The sequence below is a fragment of the Methanolapillus millepedarum genome (assembly GCF_032594115.1).
Classification (GTDB): Archaea; Halobacteriota; Methanosarcinia; order Methanosarcinales; family Methanosarcinaceae; genus Methanolapillus; species Methanolapillus millepedarum.
Window position 1 is genome coordinate 381,103 of record NZ_CP131060.1, and the last position, 20,172, is coordinate 401,274.

18 protein-coding genes are annotated in these 20,172 nt (G+C 42.2%); 8 read left to right on the forward strand and 10 right to left on the reverse strand.

The features are described 5' to 3' along the window. Positions 1-678: 678 nt before the first annotated feature. Positions 679-1,284, reverse strand: a complete 606-nt coding sequence (locus MsAc7_RS01890) for a hypothetical protein (RefSeq protein WP_338102913.1) — start codon at positions 1,282-1,284, stop codon at positions 679-681. A 367-nt stretch (positions 1,285-1,651) separates the two neighbouring features. On the opposite strand from MsAc7_RS01890, the gene MsAc7_RS01895 reads away from it, so the two are divergent. Further along, on the forward strand, positions 1,652-1,975 hold the full coding sequence (locus MsAc7_RS01895) for a DUF2551 domain-containing protein (protein WP_338102914.1): 324 nt from the start codon (positions 1,652-1,654) through the stop codon (positions 1,973-1,975). 172 nt (positions 1,976-2,147) lie between these two features. Here MsAc7_RS01895 and MsAc7_RS01900 read toward each other — a convergent pair whose 3' ends face one another. The 7 genes from MsAc7_RS01900 to MsAc7_RS01930 all read right to left on the reverse strand — a co-directional run bounded on the left by MsAc7_RS01900 (position 2,148) and on the right by MsAc7_RS01930 (position 10,105). Next, positions 2,148-3,668: a cobyric acid synthase gene (locus tag MsAc7_RS01900; RefSeq protein WP_338102915.1), complete on the reverse strand. Its 1,521-nt coding sequence runs from the start codon at positions 3,666-3,668 to the stop codon at positions 2,148-2,150. Between the two features lie 720 nt (positions 3,669-4,388). Beyond that, positions 4,389-5,135 (reverse strand): M48 family metallopeptidase, encoded by a 747-nt coding sequence (locus MsAc7_RS01905; protein ID WP_338102916.1) that lies wholly within the window; start codon positions 5,133-5,135, stop codon positions 4,389-4,391. A gap of 107 nt (positions 5,136-5,242) precedes the next feature. Beyond that, on the reverse strand, positions 5,243-5,545 hold the full coding sequence (locus MsAc7_RS01910; RefSeq protein WP_338102917.1) for a phosphoribosyl-ATP diphosphatase: 303 nt from the start codon (positions 5,543-5,545) through the stop codon (positions 5,243-5,245). Between the two features lie 48 nt (positions 5,546-5,593). Further along, a complete protein-coding gene (locus MsAc7_RS01915; protein WP_338102918.1) occupies positions 5,594-6,871 on the reverse strand; it encodes a 3-isopropylmalate dehydratase large subunit in 1,278 nt (425 codons plus the stop codon). 83 nt (positions 6,872-6,954) lie between these two features. After that, the gene (locus tag MsAc7_RS01920) at positions 6,955-7,758 is read right to left on the reverse strand and encodes a YkgJ family cysteine cluster protein (protein WP_338102919.1); all 804 of its coding nucleotides are present in this window, start codon (positions 7,756-7,758) and stop codon (positions 6,955-6,957) included. A 72-nt stretch (positions 7,759-7,830) separates the two neighbouring features. Beyond that, positions 7,831-8,760 carry a class I SAM-dependent methyltransferase gene (locus tag MsAc7_RS01925; RefSeq protein ID WP_338102920.1) on the reverse strand — a complete coding sequence of 310 codons (930 nt, stop codon included), beginning with the start codon at positions 8,758-8,760 and terminating at the stop codon, positions 7,831-7,833. Between the two features lie 106 nt (positions 8,761-8,866). Beyond that, positions 8,867-10,105, reverse strand: a complete 1,239-nt coding sequence (locus tag MsAc7_RS01930) for a beta/alpha barrel domain-containing protein (RefSeq protein ID WP_338102921.1) — start codon at positions 10,103-10,105, stop codon at positions 8,867-8,869. A 262-nt stretch (positions 10,106-10,367) separates the two neighbouring features. On the opposite strand from MsAc7_RS01930, the gene MsAc7_RS01935 reads away from it, so the two are divergent. Then, on the forward strand, positions 10,368-11,894 hold the full coding sequence (locus MsAc7_RS01935) for an MFS transporter (protein WP_338102922.1): 1,527 nt from the start codon (positions 10,368-10,370) through the stop codon (positions 11,892-11,894). A gap of 121 nt (positions 11,895-12,015) precedes the next feature. On the opposite strand, the gene MsAc7_RS01940 is transcribed toward MsAc7_RS01935, so the two are convergent. After that, on the reverse strand, positions 12,016-14,010 hold the full coding sequence (locus MsAc7_RS01940; protein ID WP_338102923.1) for a threonine--tRNA ligase: 1,995 nt from the start codon (positions 14,008-14,010) through the stop codon (positions 12,016-12,018). A 149-nt stretch (positions 14,011-14,159) separates the two neighbouring features. Beyond that, on the reverse strand, positions 14,160-16,079 hold the full coding sequence (locus MsAc7_RS01945) for a phosphoadenosine phosphosulfate reductase domain-containing protein (RefSeq protein ID WP_338102924.1): 1,920 nt from the start codon (positions 16,077-16,079) through the stop codon (positions 14,160-14,162). 190 nt (positions 16,080-16,269) lie between these two features. Between MsAc7_RS01945 and MsAc7_RS01950 the strand changes: the two genes are divergently transcribed. From MsAc7_RS01950 to MsAc7_RS01975, 6 genes are all read left to right on the forward strand, one after another. Then, entirely contained in the window at positions 16,270-16,638 is a 369-nt protein-coding gene (locus MsAc7_RS01950; RefSeq protein ID WP_338102925.1) for a DUF3467 domain-containing protein, read from the forward strand. Positions 16,639-17,142: 504 nt separating this feature from the next. Further along, positions 17,143-17,391, forward strand: a complete 249-nt coding sequence (locus MsAc7_RS01955) for a hypothetical protein (protein ID WP_338102926.1) — start codon at positions 17,143-17,145, stop codon at positions 17,389-17,391. Between the two features lie 90 nt (positions 17,392-17,481). Then, positions 17,482-17,859: a methionine-R-sulfoxide reductase gene (locus MsAc7_RS01960; protein ID WP_338102927.1), complete on the forward strand. Its 378-nt coding sequence runs from the start codon at positions 17,482-17,484 to the stop codon at positions 17,857-17,859. Between the two features lie 164 nt (positions 17,860-18,023). Beyond that, complete coding sequence (locus MsAc7_RS01965) at positions 18,024-18,266, forward strand: HypC/HybG/HupF family hydrogenase formation chaperone (protein WP_338102928.1); 243 nt, start codon at positions 18,024-18,026, stop codon at positions 18,264-18,266. Positions 18,267-18,366: 100 nt separating this feature from the next. Further along, positions 18,367-19,470, forward strand: a complete 1,104-nt coding sequence (gene hypD, locus MsAc7_RS01970; RefSeq protein WP_338102930.1) for a hydrogenase formation protein HypD — start codon at positions 18,367-18,369, stop codon at positions 19,468-19,470. Positions 19,471-19,489: 19 nt separating this feature from the next. After that, positions 19,490-19,855, forward strand: a complete 366-nt coding sequence (locus MsAc7_RS01975) for a hydrogenase/urease maturation nickel metallochaperone HypA (protein ID WP_338102931.1) — start codon at positions 19,490-19,492, stop codon at positions 19,853-19,855. Positions 19,856-20,172: the final 317 nt, after the last annotated feature.

Below are 20,172 nucleotides of genomic sequence, written 5' to 3' on the forward strand. Positions count from 1 at the left end.
TTTCTTGCATATTCCATAGAGATTATGAATGACTTGATTTTTTTGATTCTATATCCAAAGAATTATCTTTTTTTCATTAAATGGGGATTAAATAGTTCCAAAACAGCGTATTCATAAAGTATATGGAATGATTGAGTTTTCAAAAATGCACATTTTTTCCAAAAAAGTGCCGGCTCAAAAACAATTCATATAATTACTATGAATGAAATATTTTTACATTTTATTCGATTTTTCAGCTGAATTTTTAAGACCAATACATCATTAAAAAATACACAATAGTTTAAATATTTTTTGAATTTTTGCTATATTTTCCATCATAATTTCAAACTAAATAGTCTATACTAATTAGCCAAAAATATATTATATAAATATAGCCTTATAATTTTACACATTTCTAATTATTTTAGTTTATAAAGATGATATGAATGATATAATATTATATTAAATTGAAATTTTATATATATTGGATATTTTTATACGGCTATGATATTCAAATTCCGAATTATATAATATATTGAATATTTAAATTATATATTTTAAAATCTATTCATATTAAACAGATTATATTTGAAAATATTTTTTTTTGAAAGAACATATTTAGAATATTATGAAAATTTATATCCAAAAAGCGTCACAACAAAATGTTACAAACTCTTTTCTGTATCTGATATTACCGGATTAATTGATATTAATTTTAATCCCGAAAATATCTTCAAATATTTTGTATTTTTTCTTGGCCCGATGGAAATACTGACGAACCGGCTTTTCTCCTTTTGCTTTTTCCATCATGGCTTCAATTTCCGATTCCGAAAATACGGATTTAAGCTGAATCAATGGTATTTTTTTCAAATCGTCAGCGGACTCAACAATGTCTGAGTAAACCGGAATATTATATTTCCGATTTTTGGTTTTTTGACCGGTTCTTTTCTGAGGCGGGAGTGGAAGATTGTTTTTTGACGACAGATCTTGATCTTCGTTCGTCTCTTTATTTTTCGAAATTTCTATTTCAGGCATTACCTTGTTTAATTCCAAGTTCATACTTTCCGAACTTTCCTCAAGAATTGTTTTTTCAAGCAACATTGGATCTGATTCTTCAATCCATGACCAATTTAAATCATAAATATCTGCATAAAAAGAAAAGCAAGAAACACATTTCGAAAGAATTACATAAGCCGGACCTGATTTTGGAATTTGAGACTCGATTTGATAAGAGCTGACTGATTCGAGCGGATTTTTGCATTGAACACACGCACCGATTTCATTCATTTCGGAATCAATCAACATTAATTCGTGATCGTTGAAAAAAAGTTGATTTGATCTTCGGTTGTATTTATAGGCCATAATTTTTCAGTCCGCAAAATATCAGATAGACGACTCGTATAAACGTAGTATTGGAACATAAGATTTATATATAATCTATCCTCTTATTATTTAAGTAGATATAATAAGTATAGTTCTTTATTATATTTATTATAGTCAGAATTTGTACGGTCTAAATTATCAAAATATATCATTTTGATAGAACAGGCGTGGGACAGATTTATTCGCCACAATTAAAGAATAAATGATGCGATATAAGCATTTTGCATCATATAAGATCATTCATATAAATCACACATGTTTTGAAAAGACGAAAAGGGGGCTCGGATTTATGTCATTGAAAGCAAGTATTATGACAAGACTCGAAAAATTCGTTGCGGCTGACGTGACCGGCTATCGGAAAAAATTCCTTGACCTTGTGATTAAGTGCAAAGAATTTACCGTTGACCAGATTCATGATTTAATCTCAAAAGAGTATGCTGTCACCCGGAATGAAGTGGCGTCTATGGTCGGATACATCCAATCCAAGGTTGGAATCTTAAAATCTCATAAAGAATCTTACAAAACGCCCATTGTTTACACGGTCAAAGATGAATATATTGACATCATAAAATTACTCGTCGGGAAATCGCCTCAAAGTGTTGCCGGCATTTAAATCCTTTTCTTTTTTTGTTGATAAATTTCAATCCGTGACGGCAGCGTATTCATATTTTCGAACGGTAAAGAATCAAAATAAATGTCGAAAATAAGAAAAAAGTAAGGAATTGGAATAAAAATAGAAACAAAAAAGAAAAAAAGGCAATTTTAGAAACAAATCCTCTTGATTCTTATTTTAATTCCATAATTTTGTAAATGGCTTTCATGTCTACATTTTTTTCAAAAACAGCTGCCAATTCGGCAAATCCGTCTTGAACCGTAAACTCTTCTTCTTCGACATATTGAATTCCTTTACGTGCAGCCAGGTATCTTAAAAGAGCCTTCCGGAACTGTTTATTGTCAAAAAGGCCGTGTGTAAAAGTTCCAAGAACCATGCCGTCTGCGCTGACAGCGCCATCGTTACCGAAAACAGGAGACCGGGTGGTTGTTTTTCCGCTGTGGGCCAAAAATCCGTCAACGGTCATTCCGGAAACTTCCTTTAAAATACCGGCATTTACTTTGGATTTGCTGTCGATTACAACCGTAACACGTTCCGGTTTTTCGCTGTATCCTTCTTCTTTTTCGTAAACCGTGTCGCACTCCAAAAGACCGAAGCCGGCGACTTTATTTCCGGACGGGTCCGTCAGCGTTTTTCCGAGAAGCTGATATCCTTCCCCAACGCCGATAACCGGACAATTGTATTCTTTTCTCAGCTCTAAAATTTGTTCCATCATGCCGCTTTCTTTCAGCGCGTTCAGATCCTGAAGCGGTGTTCCCGATCCCGGAAGAAGGATAAGATCCGGACATTCGTTTGTGTTTTTATTTTTTAAACAATCATCAAGCTGAACATACCGAACAAGAGCTTCTGATTCCAAGACTTCAAAATCGTTGAAATGGGAAATCTTCGGCAGCTGAATGACAGCAATTTCAAGACCGGTCTTTTGGCCGCGTCCTTTCTTTTCTTCAGGAATTGCGCCGGAACCGGCTTTTTCATGAAAAGACATGGAATCTTCGGACGGAATTCTCAGTTTAAAATAGGGCAAAACGCCGAGAACCGGAATTCCGGTCATTTTTTCCAATTGGTCAAGCCCGGGCTTTAAAATGGCCGGATCGCCGCGGAATTTGTTGATGACAAATCCTTTGACATTTTGGCGCACATCTTCCGGCAAAAGCGCGATCGTTCCGTAAAGGCTTGCAAAAACACCGCCGCGCTCGATATCGCCGACCAAAATGATGGGCGCTTTGGTGAGGCGCGCTGTTCCGATGTTGACGATGTCGCGGTCATAAAGGTTAATTTCAGCGGCGCCGCCCGCGCCTTCCATCACAATCACATCAAAGTTTTCCTCAAGTTTTGACAACGCGCGGTTTAAAATCTTAAACATCTCATCAATGGATTCATAATAATTGCCGGCGGTTCGGTCGGCATAGTGTTCGCCGAGAACGATGACTTGGGAAATGCTGTCCCCTTTTGGTTTTAAGACAACCGGGTTCATTTCGGGAATCGGCTCGGCACCGGCGGCCCATGCTTGAATCACTTGCGCAAAACTGATTTCTTTGCCATCCTTAGAAACCCAGGAATTCAAGCTCATATTCTGGGCTTTAAAGGGCGCAACTTTGTATTTTTCAGACAAAATTTTACAAATTGCCGTGACAACAGAACTTTTTCCGGCGTCAGAAGACGTTCCGAGGACAAGAAGTGTTTTTGCGTTCATGAAAGATTTCCCTCCGTTTGTCATATTTGCATAGATTGTTTTTGAAAAAGATTGGAAAATTTGTTCAATGCAATTTCAGATTCAATAAATAGACATAATGTTTTAGCAGAGCATGATTAATAAAGGATTTGGTTCACTCAATAAATCAGATTTAGTTGATAAATTCTTTTTCTCTCAAATATTTTATTTGTAAAAAAAGAATGAAAATTGGAGAAAATTTTAATTTCGAAATTTGTCTCCAGTTTCCAATTGCACCTGCTATTTTACAGTTTCGGATTGCATCTGCGTTTTTCAGTTTCAGATTGCACCTGCTGTTTTCAGTTTCGGATTGCACCTGCTGTTTTCAGTTTCGGATTGCATCTGCCATTTTTCAGTTTCAGATTGCACCTGCTGTTTTCAGTTTCAGATTGCACCTGCTGTTTTCAGTTTCAGATTGCACCTGCTGTTTTCAGTTTCAGATTGCACCTACCGTTTCCATTTCAGATTGCATCTGCTGCAGCTGTATCCCATATCTTCCATCGGAATCCGAATAAACAGATGCGATACGCATCTGTTTATTCGGGATGGTTTGTTTGAATTTGAAAAAGATGTGGGATGTTTTTCTTGAAATCAAAAAAAGTGTCAAACAAACTACTGAAATTTAAAAAACACTCCTCATGTTTTCCAAAATTAAAAAAATGTGCGCCGTAACGCGCGCAACGGCGCCGACGCCAAAAAAAGTTACAAAAATCCTAAAACCCAGCCATTTTCCTTAAGCCATTTGCGTTTTTCCTTGTAATTCGGATCAATGGTTTCCACCAAGTTCCAGAAATGGGCGGAATGATTCTTGTGGCGGATGTGACAAAGCTCATGAACAATAATATAATCAATAATGGGCGTATCGGCTTGAATCAGTGTCCAATTGAGCCGGATTTCATTCTCGGATGAACAGCAGCCCCATTTTCCTTTGTAATATTGGGCTTTCACCGCAATCGGTTTTTTGCCGAGGAGCGGCAAATATTTTTCCGCGAAATAATCGACGCGGGCGTTGAAAAAAACATCGGCTTGCTCAATATAAAACGCTTCAACGGCCTTTTTGATCTTTTTTTCGCATTCATCCTGCGTCAAATGAAGCATTTTTGCCGGCAAATACGCTTTGAGCTGCCCATCCAAAAGCCGGACATCAATTTTATTGCTCCGATTGTCTTCCTTATCCACAAAAAAGACAGCGAGCGTGTATTCCCGCCCCATATAATAAAAAAGGCTGCCGTTTCGATACGTTTTTTTTGATTCTTTGACAACAGCGTCCTGCTTTTTAGCGGCTTTGTCCAAAAGCTCGCACACGTTTTTTTCATTGTCAGACAAAATCGACAGCACGTCTTTGGAAGACAATCCCGACGGCGCGCGCACAAAAAGCGCCGCCTCGCTGTCATTATAACGAACTGTATAGCTGATCGTCCGCTTCCGCTTGGCCGAATAAATAATCATGCATGGCAGACTAAAAGAATCCGTTTGAAAAAGAACGCTTTGTGTCTTTTCACCGGAAACAGGTCTCATGTTTGTCATAAATAAAAAGAAAAAAAATTCAAAAATTTTCATTTGTGCCGGCGATACAACTCGGCGGCGATATCTTCCGGCGTTATGTCGCATTCAAAAAGCATCACCATCAAATGAAAAAGAAGATCGGACGTCTCATAAATGATTTCGTCCCGCTTTCCATCCTTCACCGCTAAAATTGTTTCCGTGGCTTCTTCGCCAACCTTTTCTAAAATCTTGTTGATTCCTTTTTTGTCATTCAAAAGCGCGCAAACATACGACCCTTCCGGCTGCGTTTTACTGCGCTCCTCAATGATTTGATAAATTTGAGTTAAAACAGCCAAATCCGTTTCTTTTTCCAATTTATAAGCTCCTGATTTTGATTTACATCATTTTTAGATTTTTGGCGGTTAAATTTCCCGCGGGTCTGTAATTTCGCCGGTGACCGCCGACGCGCCGGCCGTTTCCGGGGAACACAAATAAACAAATGAATTCGGACTTCCTTGCCGTCCCTTAAAGTTCCGGTTCGACGTTGAAAGGCCGGTTTCACCGTCCCCAAGCCGCCCGAACGAGCCGCCCATACACGGGCCGCAGCACGGTGATTCTACAATCGCGCCCAGTTCCATCAATTTTTCCACATAGCCGGCGCGAAGCACTTTCATATATTCCGTCCGGGACGCCGGAACCACAATCAATCGAACATTTTTGGCGATCGGGTTGTTGCCAATCGCGTTCATCATCATCTCGACATCTTCAAAACGGCCGTTTGTGCAGGAACCGACAAAAATCTGGTCTACTTTTGTGCCGGCGACTTCCGTCACCGGTTTAACATTGTCCACATTGTGCGGGCAAGCCACTTGCGGCTCCAAATTTGAAATGTCATAATCGCGAACGTCTGAAAAATCAGCGTCTATATCCGACTTCCAGTACGGGTCCAACTTAAATCCGGCAATTCGTTCCTGAAGATATTTTTCCGTCACGCTGTCCGGTTCAATCAAACCGGCTTTTCCGCCCATTTCAATCGCCATGTTGGACATGGTCATTCTCTCAGGCATTTGCATGTTGTGAACAGTCGGTCCGGCAAATTCCGCGGCCTGATAGCGCGCGCCTTCGACACCCACGTCCCCGATGAGGTGAAGAATCAAATCTTTCGAACAGACGTGTTTTGGGAGCTTTCCATCCACATGAAACCGAAGCGTTTCCGGAACTCTGAACCAAAGTTTACCGGTCGCCAAAACCGCCGCCATGTCGGTAGATCCAAGTCCCGTCGAAAACGCGCCAAAAGCGCCGTAAGCGCAGGTATGGGAATCTGTTCCGACGATGAGGTCTCCGGGGCGGACATGACCTTTTTCCGGCATGACCTGGTGACAAACGCCTTCAAAAACATCATAATTTAAGATTCCTTGTTCGGACGCGAATTTGCGCATCAAAATATGATTTTGAGCGGCATTTAAAGAGTCGGCCGGCACTTGGTGGTCAAATAAAATGACAATTTTTTTCGGGTCCCAAACTCTTTTTTGATCTTTTCCGTCCATAATTTCATAAAACCCTTTGACAGCCAGCGGCCCGGTAATATCGTGCGTCATAGCGCAATCGATATTTGCCGTAACGAAATCTCCGGCTTTTACTGTTTTTCCGGAAGCTTTTGAAAATATTTTTTCGGAAAGTGTTAAGGGTATTTTTTCCATAAAATTCACGACCAATTTTGTTTTTTTATAATTTTTATATATTTCCTCAAATCATTAAACGATTATGGAAAATCATCTCCTGTTTAAATACCTTTTTCATCCGTTCCATCGGTTTTAACCGTATTCAAAAAGAAATCGTTCACTCGAATTTTAATTTCAAAAACACCGCGGCAATCACAAACAAAAAATCGAAGAAACCCATTTTTCAAATCGTCCTCCGCTTGAGAAAGACCGGCGCCGGATGTCAAAAAATAATCTGCCCGGATGTGTTTTTTCATTTTCTCGTAATCTTCTTTTTCCCGGCGCGCGCGTGTCATCAAAAGACCGGCCAGTTCATTGCAAATTGAATTGTCAGTTTCGGAAACGCTAGCCACGCCGTCGCATTCGCATTCAATCACGTCAACATTGCTCCGGTGTTCCAAATCAACATTATAAAAGTCAATGAAAAACGGATATGTTTGGCAAAGAAGCGGCCGGACGTCATAGATTTTGCACGTGTTTGTTTCCGTGTCCAAAAAAACACATGTTCCGTTCTGCGTCCGTTTTAACATTTCCCCAAACGTATAAACAGCGCCATCCTCCGAAATTTGATTTTGAAGCAGCCGGAGATTGTCTGAAATCTTTTTTAAATCAAAAACAGAATCATCACCGTTTTCCGAATAAATATCCGGAAACAGCGGCACCGTAAAAGAAGAGGAAATATCTTGTCCGTCAATTTGAATGTTCTTTTGGATGAGAAAAGAGCGAATGGATTCAATTTCATCCGGCATGAGATAAACAGAATTATCGCCCGCCGCGCGTGTGCAACACTTCCCGCACCGGAGACAAGAATATCCGGCAACTCTAAACGTTTCAAGAACAGATGGCATTGAACTTTGATCCGGCATTATTTTTTCCTTTATTTTCATGATAAAAATTCAAATAAAAACACAAATTATTGTTGCTATTACTATTGTTTATTATTCAATTTTCGCGTCAACCACCACATGATAAACACCGGGCGAATATTTTTTAATCATCCGCGTTTCTAAAATGGTTGCGCCTCTGCCGCATTCCGCCGCAGCATCCATAATTCTTTGGACGGACCGGTTCGGATATAACTTTTCCGGAACTGTTTCATGATAGTGAAGGATTCCGCCTTCCTTTTTTATGGCCGAAATGCCGGCCGCCAAATAATAATGCGTTGTGCCGACATATCCCATCAAAACGCGGTCCGCAATTCCTTTCGGCGTGATCCGTCCGCAGTCGCCTAAAACAGGCTCAACAATATTTTCCACCCGGTTGAGTCGAACGTTTTCACATAAATAATGATAAGAGACCGGATTAAGTTCAATGGCAATGATTTTTTCCGGTTTGGAATGAACAGCAATCGGAATGGAAAAATAACCGATGCCGGCAAACATATCCACAATCGTCTCACCGGCGCAAAGCGTGGATAATCGTCGCTTTTCTTCCAAATTTCCTTTGGAAAACATAATCTGTGCCGCATCCAACTTGAATCGGCATCGGTTCTCCGAGTGAACCGTCTCCGTAACGGAAAAACTGTCAGATACGCTCAAAATGCAGCCTGCCGAAAGACCGGACGTTGCGTTCCGCTGCCCGATAATTTCTCGAACCGGAATACGGAATTGTCCTTCAATTCCCGAATCGCCTAAAACCAGCCGTGTTTTTGAATCCATTTTCAAAAGCAGTTGCGCGATTTCAGTCTTTTTGCCGGACAGTTCCGGCGGAACAGAAACAATCACGATGTCGCCGATTTTTTGCTTATTGGCCGGCAGCATTTCCACTTCTTCCGGCGTCAGGGCGATTCTTTTATCGGATGGCTGCAAATGGTTTTCATCGGACGGCAGATACCATTTAGCAAAATCTCTTAATTTCTGCGGTTTCATGACTTTTGCTTCCGATTTTCATTTTATGGATATTAACGCCGGCCAATGCGCGCGTTACAGCAACACATTTTTGCAGACATGCCCGTCAAAAACAAGGGTTGGTTTGTTATTTGGGATGGATGAACTTCAATCTCGGATTCGGACGCTCCATTCGTCCGATTTTTGAGACCGGAACCATATCCGCTAAAGAATTGCCAACCGCGACAATGTCCATCGTCGCGTCCCGAGATTCATAAATGCCGCCAACGCCTAAACTGTCATACAACTTTATTCCAAGCATTTTTTCAGCCGCTGAAAACGCATTTATTTTTTCCAGCTTCCCAAAGCCGCTTGAGAGCATAATTTGAATGCGGGAAAAACCATTATCGTTGAGCGCTTTTCGAAGGACGTAAACTTCCGAAATGGAAACGCCGGTTCCGAACCAGTAGATTTCATCATCGAGCGGGATTTCAATCGGCGCCGGCAAATTGAAGAATTGGCGGATCATTTCATCTTTTTCTTTTTTGGATTTGTTTTCAAAATCCGAAAATGACAAAGCCCCCTGCGCGACATTTTCACCGCATGTGTCTACCCGAATCGCAAAAAGAGACGAAACGGACTTGGCAACGCAAAGTGTATCGTCAATTTCACGGTTGTTATAATCAATCAGCGCAATCCGGCTGATGTCTTTAGGCATGTATTTGTCAAAAGCGAGCGTCGACTTCAAAACAGCGTTTTCTTTGCCGAATTTCCAGGCATAAATGTTTTCAAGCGCGTGCGGAATGGTCCCGACGCCTTTTTGGCCGGCAAAAACCGCGCCCGCGTCTGTTGCAGCACCGGCGGCACCGCCTGAAATAGCGGCTTTGGATATTTTTTCATCTTCGGAATAATGCCAGTGCCGGGCGCCAAAATAAGTCACCGGACGGCCGCCGGCCGCTGAAACAATTTGTTTCATATTGTTTTCAATTTGATTAAAATCCAACTTCCTGTTATCGTTTTTGATGGCAAGCGCCGAACTGATCATTCCCAAATAAATGGTTTCCAAACGGATAATATCCAAAACATGTCCCTCAATCATGAGAATTGTTTCAAGAGGCGAATATGTTTCCCCATCCGACAAAGCGTAAATCCGGCCGCCGTTTTTAATCAAATCGGAATTGTTTAAAATAAACGAAACAACTTCGCTCATTCCGGAAATGAAGCCGGGGCCTTTGCGGACAAACACTTGTGCCCGCACATATGGATTTAAGTTGTCCTTTTTTAAAATCTCATAAGCCCGCAAAAAGTATTTGTCGGTATATTTTTCAAGATTCACGGAAACAGCTTCATTTTTTGTCCTTGACAAATCGGAGGTATTTTCAACCATTGCTCCACCAGGTCGTATTTTTCCATAAATTAAACCGTCTGTAAAATTCAAATTTCTAAGCAATAGCTGTTTTTACATTTTATCCTTTTGCATCTCCTTTGTTCAATAATATTTAATTTAAATTATATCATATTTTATATATTATCATTGCATTACATTTCCATTACATTTTCTTTAATTTATTTTTAAAATTATATTTATTTCCTAAAATTTCACCCTTGATTGTCGTTAAAAAGATTTTCTCATACTTGATTGTGATTCTATGCCCGACAAAGTTTCAACTTCAACTCCCCCTCTCCAAGCCGAATCCGTAAAAGAATCCATTGATTTTCCCATCAAAAGCTACACCAAAACGCAACTCAATTTGATTCTTTTGGGTTTTTCCCTTTCCGCTTTTGTTCTTCCGCTCAGCGGCATGATGATTAACGTTGCGCTTCCGGCCATCGGAACCACATATTCTGTCGGCGCCCACCAACTCGGATGGCTGACCACAACATCTCTTTTGACCGTTGCTTTATTTTTGGTTCCGTTTGCGCGCCTATCCGATATTTACGGCCGGAAAAAAATATTTACCATCGGAACCCTTATTTTTTTGATTTCAACCGTTTTGACGCCATCCGCTTCAACATACGGCATTTTAGTCGTGTACCGGGTTTTTACGGGAATCGGGCTGGCCGGCGTTTCCGCAACATCTATGTCCCTTTTGACGCACTTTTATGAAGGCACGGAACGATTGCATGCTTATGGAATTGTAACGGCCGCCGGCGCTCTCGGTGCCTCCGTTGGTCCCGCAATCGGCGGATTTTTGGTTCAGCAGTACAATTGGCAAAGCTCTTTTTATTTCATAGTTCCGTTCGCGCTTTTATCCGGCATTTTAATTTTCGCCCTCATCAAAGGCGATATCCGGTTCGGAAAAGGCGAACCTTTTGATTGGGGCGGATCGTTGCTTTACGCTTTTGCGCTGTTGTTTACGCTTGGCGGGCTCAGCAACCTGCCGAATACTTGGGCCATTGTGTTGACCATCATTGGAATTTTGATCATTCCGGCATTTATTTATTATGAGAAACGGCAAAAATATCCGGCCATGAACATCAAACTGTTTTCATCCAACAAAGTGTTCGCTTGGTCTAACTACGCCGTCGTGTTTATTTTTACGGCCACCTACGCTTTATCTTTCTTTTTGAGTTTATACTTGCAAAGCATTGGCAATTTAACGTCCCAAGAAGCCGGTTTTATTATGTTGTCCATTCCGGCTGTCCAAATTGTCATTTCTCCGATGATTGGAAAAATTTCAAAACGGATTTCCCCGAAAAATATCACAATCATGGGAACCGTTCTGACCATCATCGGACTGGTTTGCCTGACAACAATTTCAGAAACAACATCGCTGGCATTAATTGTCGTTTATGGAATTCTCATCGGCGCCGGAACTATTTTCTTTGTTCTTCCGAATACCAATACGTTGATGAGTTCCGTATCGGCCAAAGATTACAGCAACGTGAGCGCCATTACCGGCGTGTTCCGCCAATCCGGAATGGTTCTTTCCATGGTTGTCGCCATGGCCAACATCGCCATCTTTTTCGGAACCACCAACAAACTGACACCTGAGACCTATCCCGAATTTTTAACAGCCATGCGTGTGACGTTTTTAGTGTTTATTGTTTTTGCCGTGATTGGCGGGCTTTTGATTGTGTTCCGCGACCGGGAAAGCAAGAAGGAGCAGCAAAACAAAGATGGAAATGGGACTAACGTCACAAAACTGGATCCGGAACCGGTTTTTGATATTTAAAGTAGAAGAAAAGAAGATTCGGGTTCATTCGGCGGGCGGGGCGCGCACCGGTTAAACCTGATTTCGGGCTTTAAATAATTTTTAAAGCCCGGTTCGGTTTTTTAATAATCGGATGTCATGTTTAAGACGCGAACTTCGCGCGCTTGGACAAATATTTCGGAAGCGGCAAAGCCCTAAACGGCATACCGGTTGTTTCCGCCTCAATCATTTTGTTGAGGTCGTCCACCGTTATTTCCATCTTATACGGTTTTTCCGGTTCGGATTTCGAACGAACGGTCACCGTCAAAACGCCGGTTTCAGCTTCTTTGTCGCCGATGACGACTGTATACGGAATCCATTCGGTTCCGGCCTCCCGGATTTTTTTGCCAAGCGTCAATTCCCGGTCATCCACATCAACTCTGAATTTAATTTTGCCGGCGACGACGTCGGCGGCATCCAAATGCTTTTCCGTGACCGGAATCACACGAACCTGGGTCGGTGAAAGCCAGGTCGGGATGGTCGGAACTTTTCCTTGGGCGGACTCCATGGCGGCTTTTTCAAGAAGCGCGTAAATGCATCTTTCAATCGCGCCGCTGGGGGAGCAGTGAAGAATGGTCGGGCGCTTGAGTTCACCGTCGGAATCCGTGTAAACGATGTCATAACGTTCCGCATTTTCGACATCAATTTGAACGGTGGAGAGCGCACTGGCCTTTTCCAGACTGTCCACATAGTTAAATTCGAACTTCAGAACGAAATAGAAGAAACGGGTGTCCCACATTTCCACCAAAACCGGCTTGTTGACCTTTTTGACCATCGTTTCAATCAAACTTTTGTTTTCGTTGTAAAAGTCTTTCGTAAAGCGAATCGCAATTTCAAAGTCGCTCACTTTGATACCGATGTGGTCCAAAATGTCAATACAAAATTCATATTGGGATAAGAATTGAGTAACGGCTTCCGGCATTCCGCGGCAAAGTGTGTGCATGTCGGGCATCGTAAACGCGCGAAGGCGGCGAAGGCCGACCAATTCGCCGCGCTGTTCTTTTCTGAAACTGTAGCGGGTGAGTTCAACCATTTTCAGCGGCATGTTCCGGTAAGAAATCGTCATGTCGTGGTTCATTAAAAATTGTCCGAAGCAGGCGGCAAATCTCAAAAAGAGCTGGCGCTTGTCGGATTCAATAGAATATTGCCGTGCCGGGAACCGGTCTAAATACTTTTTCAGCGTCGGATGATTCATGTCATACATGATCGGCGTTTCGACTTCCATCGCGCCGAAATCAACAACCGTCCGATCCACCACATACATTTCAAGAAGCGATTTCATGAGGCGGCCTTTCGGATAAAAACGCATGTTTCCGGAGTCGGACCCGGGTTCATAGTCAGCGAGTTCCAGCCGCTTCATAAGTTCGACGTGCGGCGGCGCAGCGTTGACCGCCCGGTTTTTGGCGATTTCGTAATTCACAAACTTAGCCAAGTTCGGGTATTTGGATAAATCGAATTCGTTCGGCTCGTAAAAGACACCGTCCGTTCCGAGAATTTTGAAGTAGGATTTGGCGACACTTTCCGATTTTAAGGCTTCCGACAAAACGTCACCGTCTTCGGACAATTGAACATTGGCGCCGCAAGCGTTGGCCTTAAGGGCAGCCGTTGCTTTCGCATTCACTGTTGGTTTGGGAGTGTTTCCGCAGCAGCCGCAGTCGTCCACGTCTTCCATATCATCGACAGAGATGTGTTTGGAAAGCTCCGAGAGCGGGTGTCCCTTGCAGCTGATTTTAAAAGATTTGTACCAGCCAAACGGCGCGCGTTTGACGGTAATGCCGTCATTTTTAAGCGCGGACTCGATGCCTTTTAAAACGGAAATGCCGGTTTCCGGTGCGGACAAACTGGAACTGAGATGCGCATACGGGTAAACCATCACTTTGTCGGCTTTGACCTGTTCCAACGTATTTTTAATTTGAGAAACGGCGGCCAGAACAACGGTGTTTGGGTTGGCTTCGTCGCATTTTTCCACCGCGATAAACGCCGTCAAGGCTTCTTCAAGCCGTCCGGCTTTCATATCGTCGCCGATTTCTTCGGCCATTTTCGTTTTCTTTTTGGTTTCGTACTCGATGTAATCCGAGTGAATGAGAAGCATTTGCATAAGATTGACACCTTCTAAATTGACAAAGAAATGCCATTCAATTATTTAAATTCATAGATTCACTTAAAATCATTGAAATGACTTGATTTTGAATTGGGTGAATATAAATATCTGTTAAAATAAAAATATATTAAAATAAAATTTTGTTCTTACGTCCTTCCGCCGCCTTTTCTTCCGCGGTTGACCGGCGATGTTTTTCCTTTATTGTTGACAACCGTATTCGGGCTTTTACTTTGTTTCTTTTTCTTTGCCGGTGGTTGCGGTTTTTTCCGGTCCGGCGCTGACGCGGCATATTCACGGCGGCTGTCTTTCTTTGACTTGATTTTTTCCGGCTCGTCCTCGGCCGTTTCAATCAAATCAATTTCCAATTCTTCCGACAATTTAATCATTTTCGGCGGCAGCTTTTCCCAGCGCCAGAATCCGTGGTCGGTATAAGCTTTTGAAACGCCTTTTTTTGCCGCCCAGCCGTCCAAATAGTTTTCCCAAATTTCAGCCAGTTCCGGATGAATTTCAGACATTCTGGAGTATTCCGCTTGGAAAGCCGCCGGGCACATCCAGCAGCCGATTCGCTCAAGACCGTTGTCGTAAAGCGGATTGTACGGCAAATTTCTCCAGTGGATGTAAAGCCACACTTCAATCGCGCGCCACTCCCGAATCGGGAAAACATTCAGTTGTCCGGCAACGTTCGGATTGGTATCCATCGCGGGAATTTTCGCACGCATGAATGACTCATGCTTTCGTTTGCCGTCAAGGGATATGTGATCATTCCCGCCCCCCAGTTTGTTTCCGGAATTGAGTTTACAAACTTTGCAGCACCAGCGGGAATCTTTGGTGGGATGGTCCAGTTTCTTTAACGTTTTCCAGAAGTCATCGCCGGCATCGAATTCTTTAAACGGAATGCTGCGCTCGGCGCAGAAGTTTCGGGCGAATTCGATGGTTTCCGGATAATCAATCCCCGTGTTGAAGAAAATAGCGGTAAAAGGCGTTGGACGGCTTTTGTTTTGAAGCGCTTGGGTCGCTAAGTCCAAAACCACCAGGCTGTCTTTCCCGCCGCTGAATGAAACATAGACAGGCTTTCCTTTTTGTTCACGGGCGTTGCAGACGCCTTTAATCGTGTTCAGAGCGTCTTTTCCAAGACTTTTGATATATTCCTTATTCGCGGCGACAATTTCGTCCATGCCGGGCTTTTCGGGCGATAAAACCGGAGAAGAATCGGCGGCGATGTTTTTGACTTTGAGGATTTGCCGTTCTTTTAATTCATCATTACTGAGCGTCGATTTAACCGCGCCGCCGTCTTTTTGAAGTTTAAAAACAACAGCGCTGTCCACATGCGAAATTCCATAACCGATCAGGTTTCCGCTTCGAAGAAGAATCGTTTCGCCGGCTGAAATTCCGGCCGGAAAATTTTCAATCATGTCAATAGAGATGTTTTTGCCGTTCAGATGGGATTTTGCTTTTTTAATGTCGACGATTCTTCCCGCCGCGGCGAAAATATACGGTTCGGCAAAGAAAAGGCGGGCGCCGTCGGGAGCGAGTTCAAAGACAAAATCCAACTTTTTTAAATCGAACCGGAGAATACCAATCAAAAAGCCGTCAGCAATGATTTCAAGCGTCTGGTCGTCCCCGGGAATTTTGTTGAGCAAAAAAACCCGGCCTTCCAGCGGGTCACATGAAAAAAGGCGAATCAAGTGCTTTTTGACAAGTTCGATGTCATATCCTTGCGCAAACCGGACATCAGCCGGCTGGGATAATTTGATTTCACGTCCGGATTTTTGGCAAAGGCCGCACGTTTCACCGATGAGCGGTAAATTACAGTGGTTGCACCAGTAAATGGAATCGTTTTCATAAAAAACGCGACTATTGATTCTGTTTTTATTTTGATTGCCATTGTCGCGGTTGTTTTTTTGTTGGCCGGATGAAATCTTTTCATTTTGATCGTTTCCGTTTTTATTATCAAAAAAATCATTTTTACCGGCATGATAGCCGCCGGTTTTCGGCTTTTTATGACCGGTGGGATTTGAAAACTTTGAAGATAAAACGGATTGAGATCCGACAGTTTGTTTTGTCATGCGCCTTTTTTACATGTTGCGGGTATAAAAAGCCTCCTTTAAAAGTCTCCTTTTATCCTTCTTTTCGTTTCTTTTTCGTTTCTTTTTTGCGGTTCCATTTTTATTCAAATATCTAAATATAAATCATATTAAATAGATTTCAATCATCAAGGAGTCAATAAATTCAATCAAACGATTAGGATTGACAACAATGGAAAACAATGAACCAAATCAAAAGAAGAATGAGCCGCAGAAAATTGAAGTTGTTCTGGAATTATCAAAAGAGTCGGATTGCAAGCAATTTTACGCGATCGGCGCGATTGGTGTCAACAATATTTACGACTTTAGAATCAGTTTTTACAACGATGAGCCGGAACTCGCTCAAGGCGCTGGCATTCGAAAAATTCACCGAAAAATCGGAACGGAAATTATTTTGTCCCCGATTGCGGCGCTTGAATTGTCCCGCTGGCTTGACCAGAACGTGAAAGATTACGAGCGAAAGTTCGGCCCAATCTTTAAAAATCAAAAACCGGAAGAAGGCGACCAGCCGAAGAGTAAAATTTTGGAAGGATATGCGTAACCGTTTCCTTTTTTATTATTTCTTTTTTTGAAGCGTCGGCGCGCGCGTTATGGCGACACATTTTCCTTTGGATTTCAAAAGTCATGGGCGTTTTTTTGGAAAATCATTAAGAGTTTCCCGTTTTTAAAATCTTCTAAAATCCCAAGCAAACCGCCCCGAAATATCAACCGAAAAATTCCTTCGCGTCGCTCCGGAATTTTTCAAAGCAATGTTAGCGGTTTACAGCAACAAGTTCGCTTTGCGAACGGCTCCCTTCGGTCGCTCAATATTAGTCCCCCTCTTCTAAAATCCCAAGCAAACCGTCCCGAAATATCAACCGAAAAATTCCTTCGCGTCGCTCCGGAATTTTTCAAAGCGATGTTAGCGGTTTACAGCAACAAGTTCGCTTCGCGAACGGCTCCCTTCGGTCGCTCAATATTAGTCTCCCTCTTCTAAAATCCCAAGTAAACCGCCCCGAAAAATCAAACGCTTGCGTTTGATTTTCTCGGATTTAGCTGAAATGAGATGTACATAGTTGCAGCACTGAATGAACAGCGCAAACAGCACAGCGCAAACAGCACAGCGCAAACAGCACAGCGCAAACAGCACAGCGCAAACAGCACAGCGCAAACAGCACAGCGCAAACAGCACAGCGCAATGGAAATTTACACTCAGATTTGCTTTCATTTTTCAGAGCAATCCGCCAAGTTCAGCCCGCTTCACGCCTTCGGCGCTCAGCGTTCTGAACTTGCGGGTTTCTGTTGGGAATGTTGACTGCTGCAACCAACCGCTACCGCAAAGTGTATCCGTACGGCAATTTCACAAAACATAAAAATATATAGTCTGAAAAATATAATTCTGTCTATGACTGAAAACAAAAATCAATCTCTGAAAAAACTCACGCCGGAAGAAGAACGTGTTATTGTTTACAAAGGAACGGAAATGCCATTTACCGGAAAATTCCTTCACAACAAAGTTTCGGGAACTTATGTTTGTAAACGATGCGGCACTGCCTTGTATCAATCGGAAGACAAATTTGAATCCGGATGCGGTTGGCCGAGTTTTGATGACGAAATTCCGGGAGCGGTCAAAAAAATTCCGGACTCGGACGGCTTTCGGATTGAAATTATTTGCAACAACTGCGGCGCTCATTTGGGACACGTTTTTGAAGGCGAACGGCTGACCAAAAAAAATGTGCGGCATTGCGTGAATTCTGTTTCTCTGGAATTTATTCCGAGATAAATATCTCAATATCATCAAATAGCGAATGATGCGCGAAAAATGACAATTATCCGGTAATTTTTTGAAAAAGAACCCAATCAATTTAAATAAAAGTAAATTTTTAGTTCGTGAAAGATAATGAAAAAATATGACTAATAATGTAAAATAAAACGAGAGGGAGAATTATGTGTATTGCAATACCCGGAAAAATTTCAAAAATTATCGCGGAAAACAAAGCTGAGGTGGATTTTGGCGGCGTTTATCGCGAAGTGAACTTGGATTTGCTTGGCGGCGCGTCCGAAGTCAATGTTGGGGACCACGTATTGGTTCACGTCGGATACGCGATTTCGGTGATTACGGAAGAAGAAGCGCGGCTCACGATTGAATCCTTTGAAATGATTTTGGCGGCTCAAGACGAAACCGTGTAAATCAACAAATCAAACCAAATCAAGAATGAGAGAATAAAGCAGCCGATAAATCAGCAGTCAAACAATCAAATCAAACAATCAAATATTAGATCATAACGAGGTGGATTTTATTTCAAAAACCGATCCTTTTTTGGAAAATCCGATTGAAATCCAAAAAAAACTGATTGAGAACATTTCCAAAAACCCGAAACCGGCCCGAATCATGCACATTTGCGGCACCCACGAACGCACGATTGCCAAATTCGGAATTCGAAGCCTTTTGCCGCCGGAAATCGAAGTTTTAAGCGGTCCCGGATGCCCGGTTTGTGTAACGCCGGACAACGACATTGACACAGCCATCGTTTTAGCAAAAAAAGGACTCACTTTGATCACATTCGGAGATATGCTCCGCGTACCGGGAACAGAAGAAAGTTTGTTTGACGCCCGCGCTGAAGGCGCCGACGTCCGCATGGTTTATTCAATTGACGACGCAATTAAAATCGCCGCCGACCATCCGGACAAAAAAATTGTTTTTCTGGCGATCGGGTTTGAAACGACGATTCCAACCACCGCTGCCGCCGTTTTGCGCGGCCTCCCCGAAAACTTTTATATTTTCACATCCCTCAAATTAACGCCGCCGGCCATCGATCTTCTGATCCAAGACATCAATGTTGACGCGTTCATCGCGCCCGGGCACGTTGCCGTCATTACCGGAACCGCGCCGTTTTCCAATTTTGAAAAGTTGGGATATCCGGTCGTTGTTGCCGGATTCGAATCTTATGATATTTTGCTGGCGGTTGCGCTTCTTCAAAAGCAGCTCAAAGCCGGCGACGCTAAGATTGAAAATGCGTATCCGCGCGCCGTCAAACCGGAAGGCAACAAAATCGCGCTTAAAATGATGAACGATGTTTTCGATGTTGCCGATTCCGAATGGCGCGGCCTTGGAATCATTCCGAATTCCGGTTTTGTTCTCAAAGAAAAGTATGCGGACCACAACGCTGCCATTCAATTTTTCGACCTTTACAAAGACGAACTCAAACGCTTGGAAGAGGTCCGGCAAAAGAAAAAGAAAAACTGTATTTGCGCAACGATTTTGACCGGAAAAGCAACGCCGGCCAACTGCCCGATTTTCGGCAAAAAATGCACGCCGACAACACCGATCGGACCCTGTATGGTCAGTGATGAAGGTATGTGCCACAGCTGGTACAAATACTGCCGGGACTAACAAAAGCCGGAGACGTATTATGCATGAATATTCCCTGGCAATGGATTTGATGGAAAACGTTCTGACAGTTGCCCATGAAAATGACGCGGCCATTGTCAATAAAATCACCGTTAAAGTTGGAAAACTGGCGCACGTTAATCCGGTTCAATTGGAATTTTGCCTGCAAAGCATTGCCGAAGAAACAATCGCCAAAAACGCGATTTATGTTTTTGAGCCGATCGCGCCCGATTTAAAATGTACGTGCGGATATTTTGGAAAACCAAAGGATATTGAAGAGAATGATATTTTGGATTATTTAATTTCTCTCAAATGCCCAAACTGCGGCAAAGACGCGGAAATCATTGGCGGGCGGGATCTGATGATTGATTCTATTGATATAGACTAATATATGACATTTAATTGACATCTCTGCCAAAATAATTTAAATTACAAAATAGATCTTATAACGAATATTTTTAAAAATTATTTCAAAAATACCTTTAAAAATAAATGTTTGAGGACATATATTTTATTAATTACCTTTGATTTCAAAAAGCTACTATATTTTGAAAATAAAAAATATAAAAATATAATAGCTCTTGAAAGATATGTGTTTTTAATAATGTGTTTTAAGAAATATTTTAAAATAAATCTTTCAAAATATAAACAATAAATAATCTCAAACAACAATCAAAATTATTATCTAAATTTATCGGATTTTGA

Excerpts from the sequence above, each read along its gene's own strand:
- MsAc7_RS01955 (WP_338102926.1), top strand. The coding sequence starts at position 17,143 with ATGTACATAGTTGCAGCACTGAATGAACAGCGCAAACAGCACAGCGCA.
- MsAc7_RS01975 (WP_338102931.1), top strand. The coding sequence starts at position 19,490 with ATGCATGAATATTCCCTGGCAATGGATTTGATGGAAAACGTTCTGACA.
- MsAc7_RS01890 (WP_338102913.1), bottom strand. The coding sequence starts at position 1,284 with ATGTTGATTGATTCCGAAATGAATGAAATCGGTGCGTGTGTTCAATGC.
- MsAc7_RS01945 (WP_338102924.1), bottom strand. The coding sequence starts at position 16,079 with ATGACAAAACAAACTGTCGGATCTCAATCCGTTTTATCTTCAAAGTTT.
- MsAc7_RS01895 (WP_338102914.1), top strand. The coding sequence starts at position 1,652 with ATGTCATTGAAAGCAAGTATTATGACAAGACTCGAAAAATTCGTTGCG.
- MsAc7_RS01950 (WP_338102925.1), top strand. The coding sequence starts at position 16,270 with ATGGAAAACAATGAACCAAATCAAAAGAAGAATGAGCCGCAGAAAATT.
- MsAc7_RS01915 (WP_338102918.1), bottom strand. The coding sequence starts at position 6,871 with ATGGAAAAAATACCCTTAACACTTTCCGAAAAAATATTTTCAAAAGCT.
- MsAc7_RS01920 (WP_338102919.1), bottom strand. The coding sequence starts at position 7,758 with ATGCCGGATCAAAGTTCAATGCCATCTGTTCTTGAAACGTTTAGAGTT.
- MsAc7_RS01930 (WP_338102921.1), bottom strand. The coding sequence starts at position 10,105 with ATGGTTGAAAATACCTCCGATTTGTCAAGGACAAAAAATGAAGCTGTT.
- MsAc7_RS01965 (WP_338102928.1), top strand. The coding sequence starts at position 18,024 with ATGTGTATTGCAATACCCGGAAAAATTTCAAAAATTATCGCGGAAAAC.
- MsAc7_RS01900 (WP_338102915.1), bottom strand. The coding sequence starts at position 3,668 with ATGAACGCAAAAACACTTCTTGTCCTCGGAACGTCTTCTGACGCCGGA.
- MsAc7_RS01935 (WP_338102922.1), top strand. The coding sequence starts at position 10,368 with ATGCCCGACAAAGTTTCAACTTCAACTCCCCCTCTCCAAGCCGAATCC.
- MsAc7_RS01925 (WP_338102920.1), bottom strand. The coding sequence starts at position 8,760 with ATGAAACCGCAGAAATTAAGAGATTTTGCTAAATGGTATCTGCCGTCC.
- MsAc7_RS01905 (WP_338102916.1), bottom strand. The coding sequence starts at position 5,135 with ATGATTATTTATTCGGCCAAGCGGAAGCGGACGATCAGCTATACAGTT.
- MsAc7_RS01960 (WP_338102927.1), top strand. The coding sequence starts at position 17,482 with ATGACTGAAAACAAAAATCAATCTCTGAAAAAACTCACGCCGGAAGAA.
- MsAc7_RS01940 (WP_338102923.1), bottom strand. The coding sequence starts at position 14,010 with ATGCAAATGCTTCTCATTCACTCGGATTACATCGAGTACGAAACCAAA.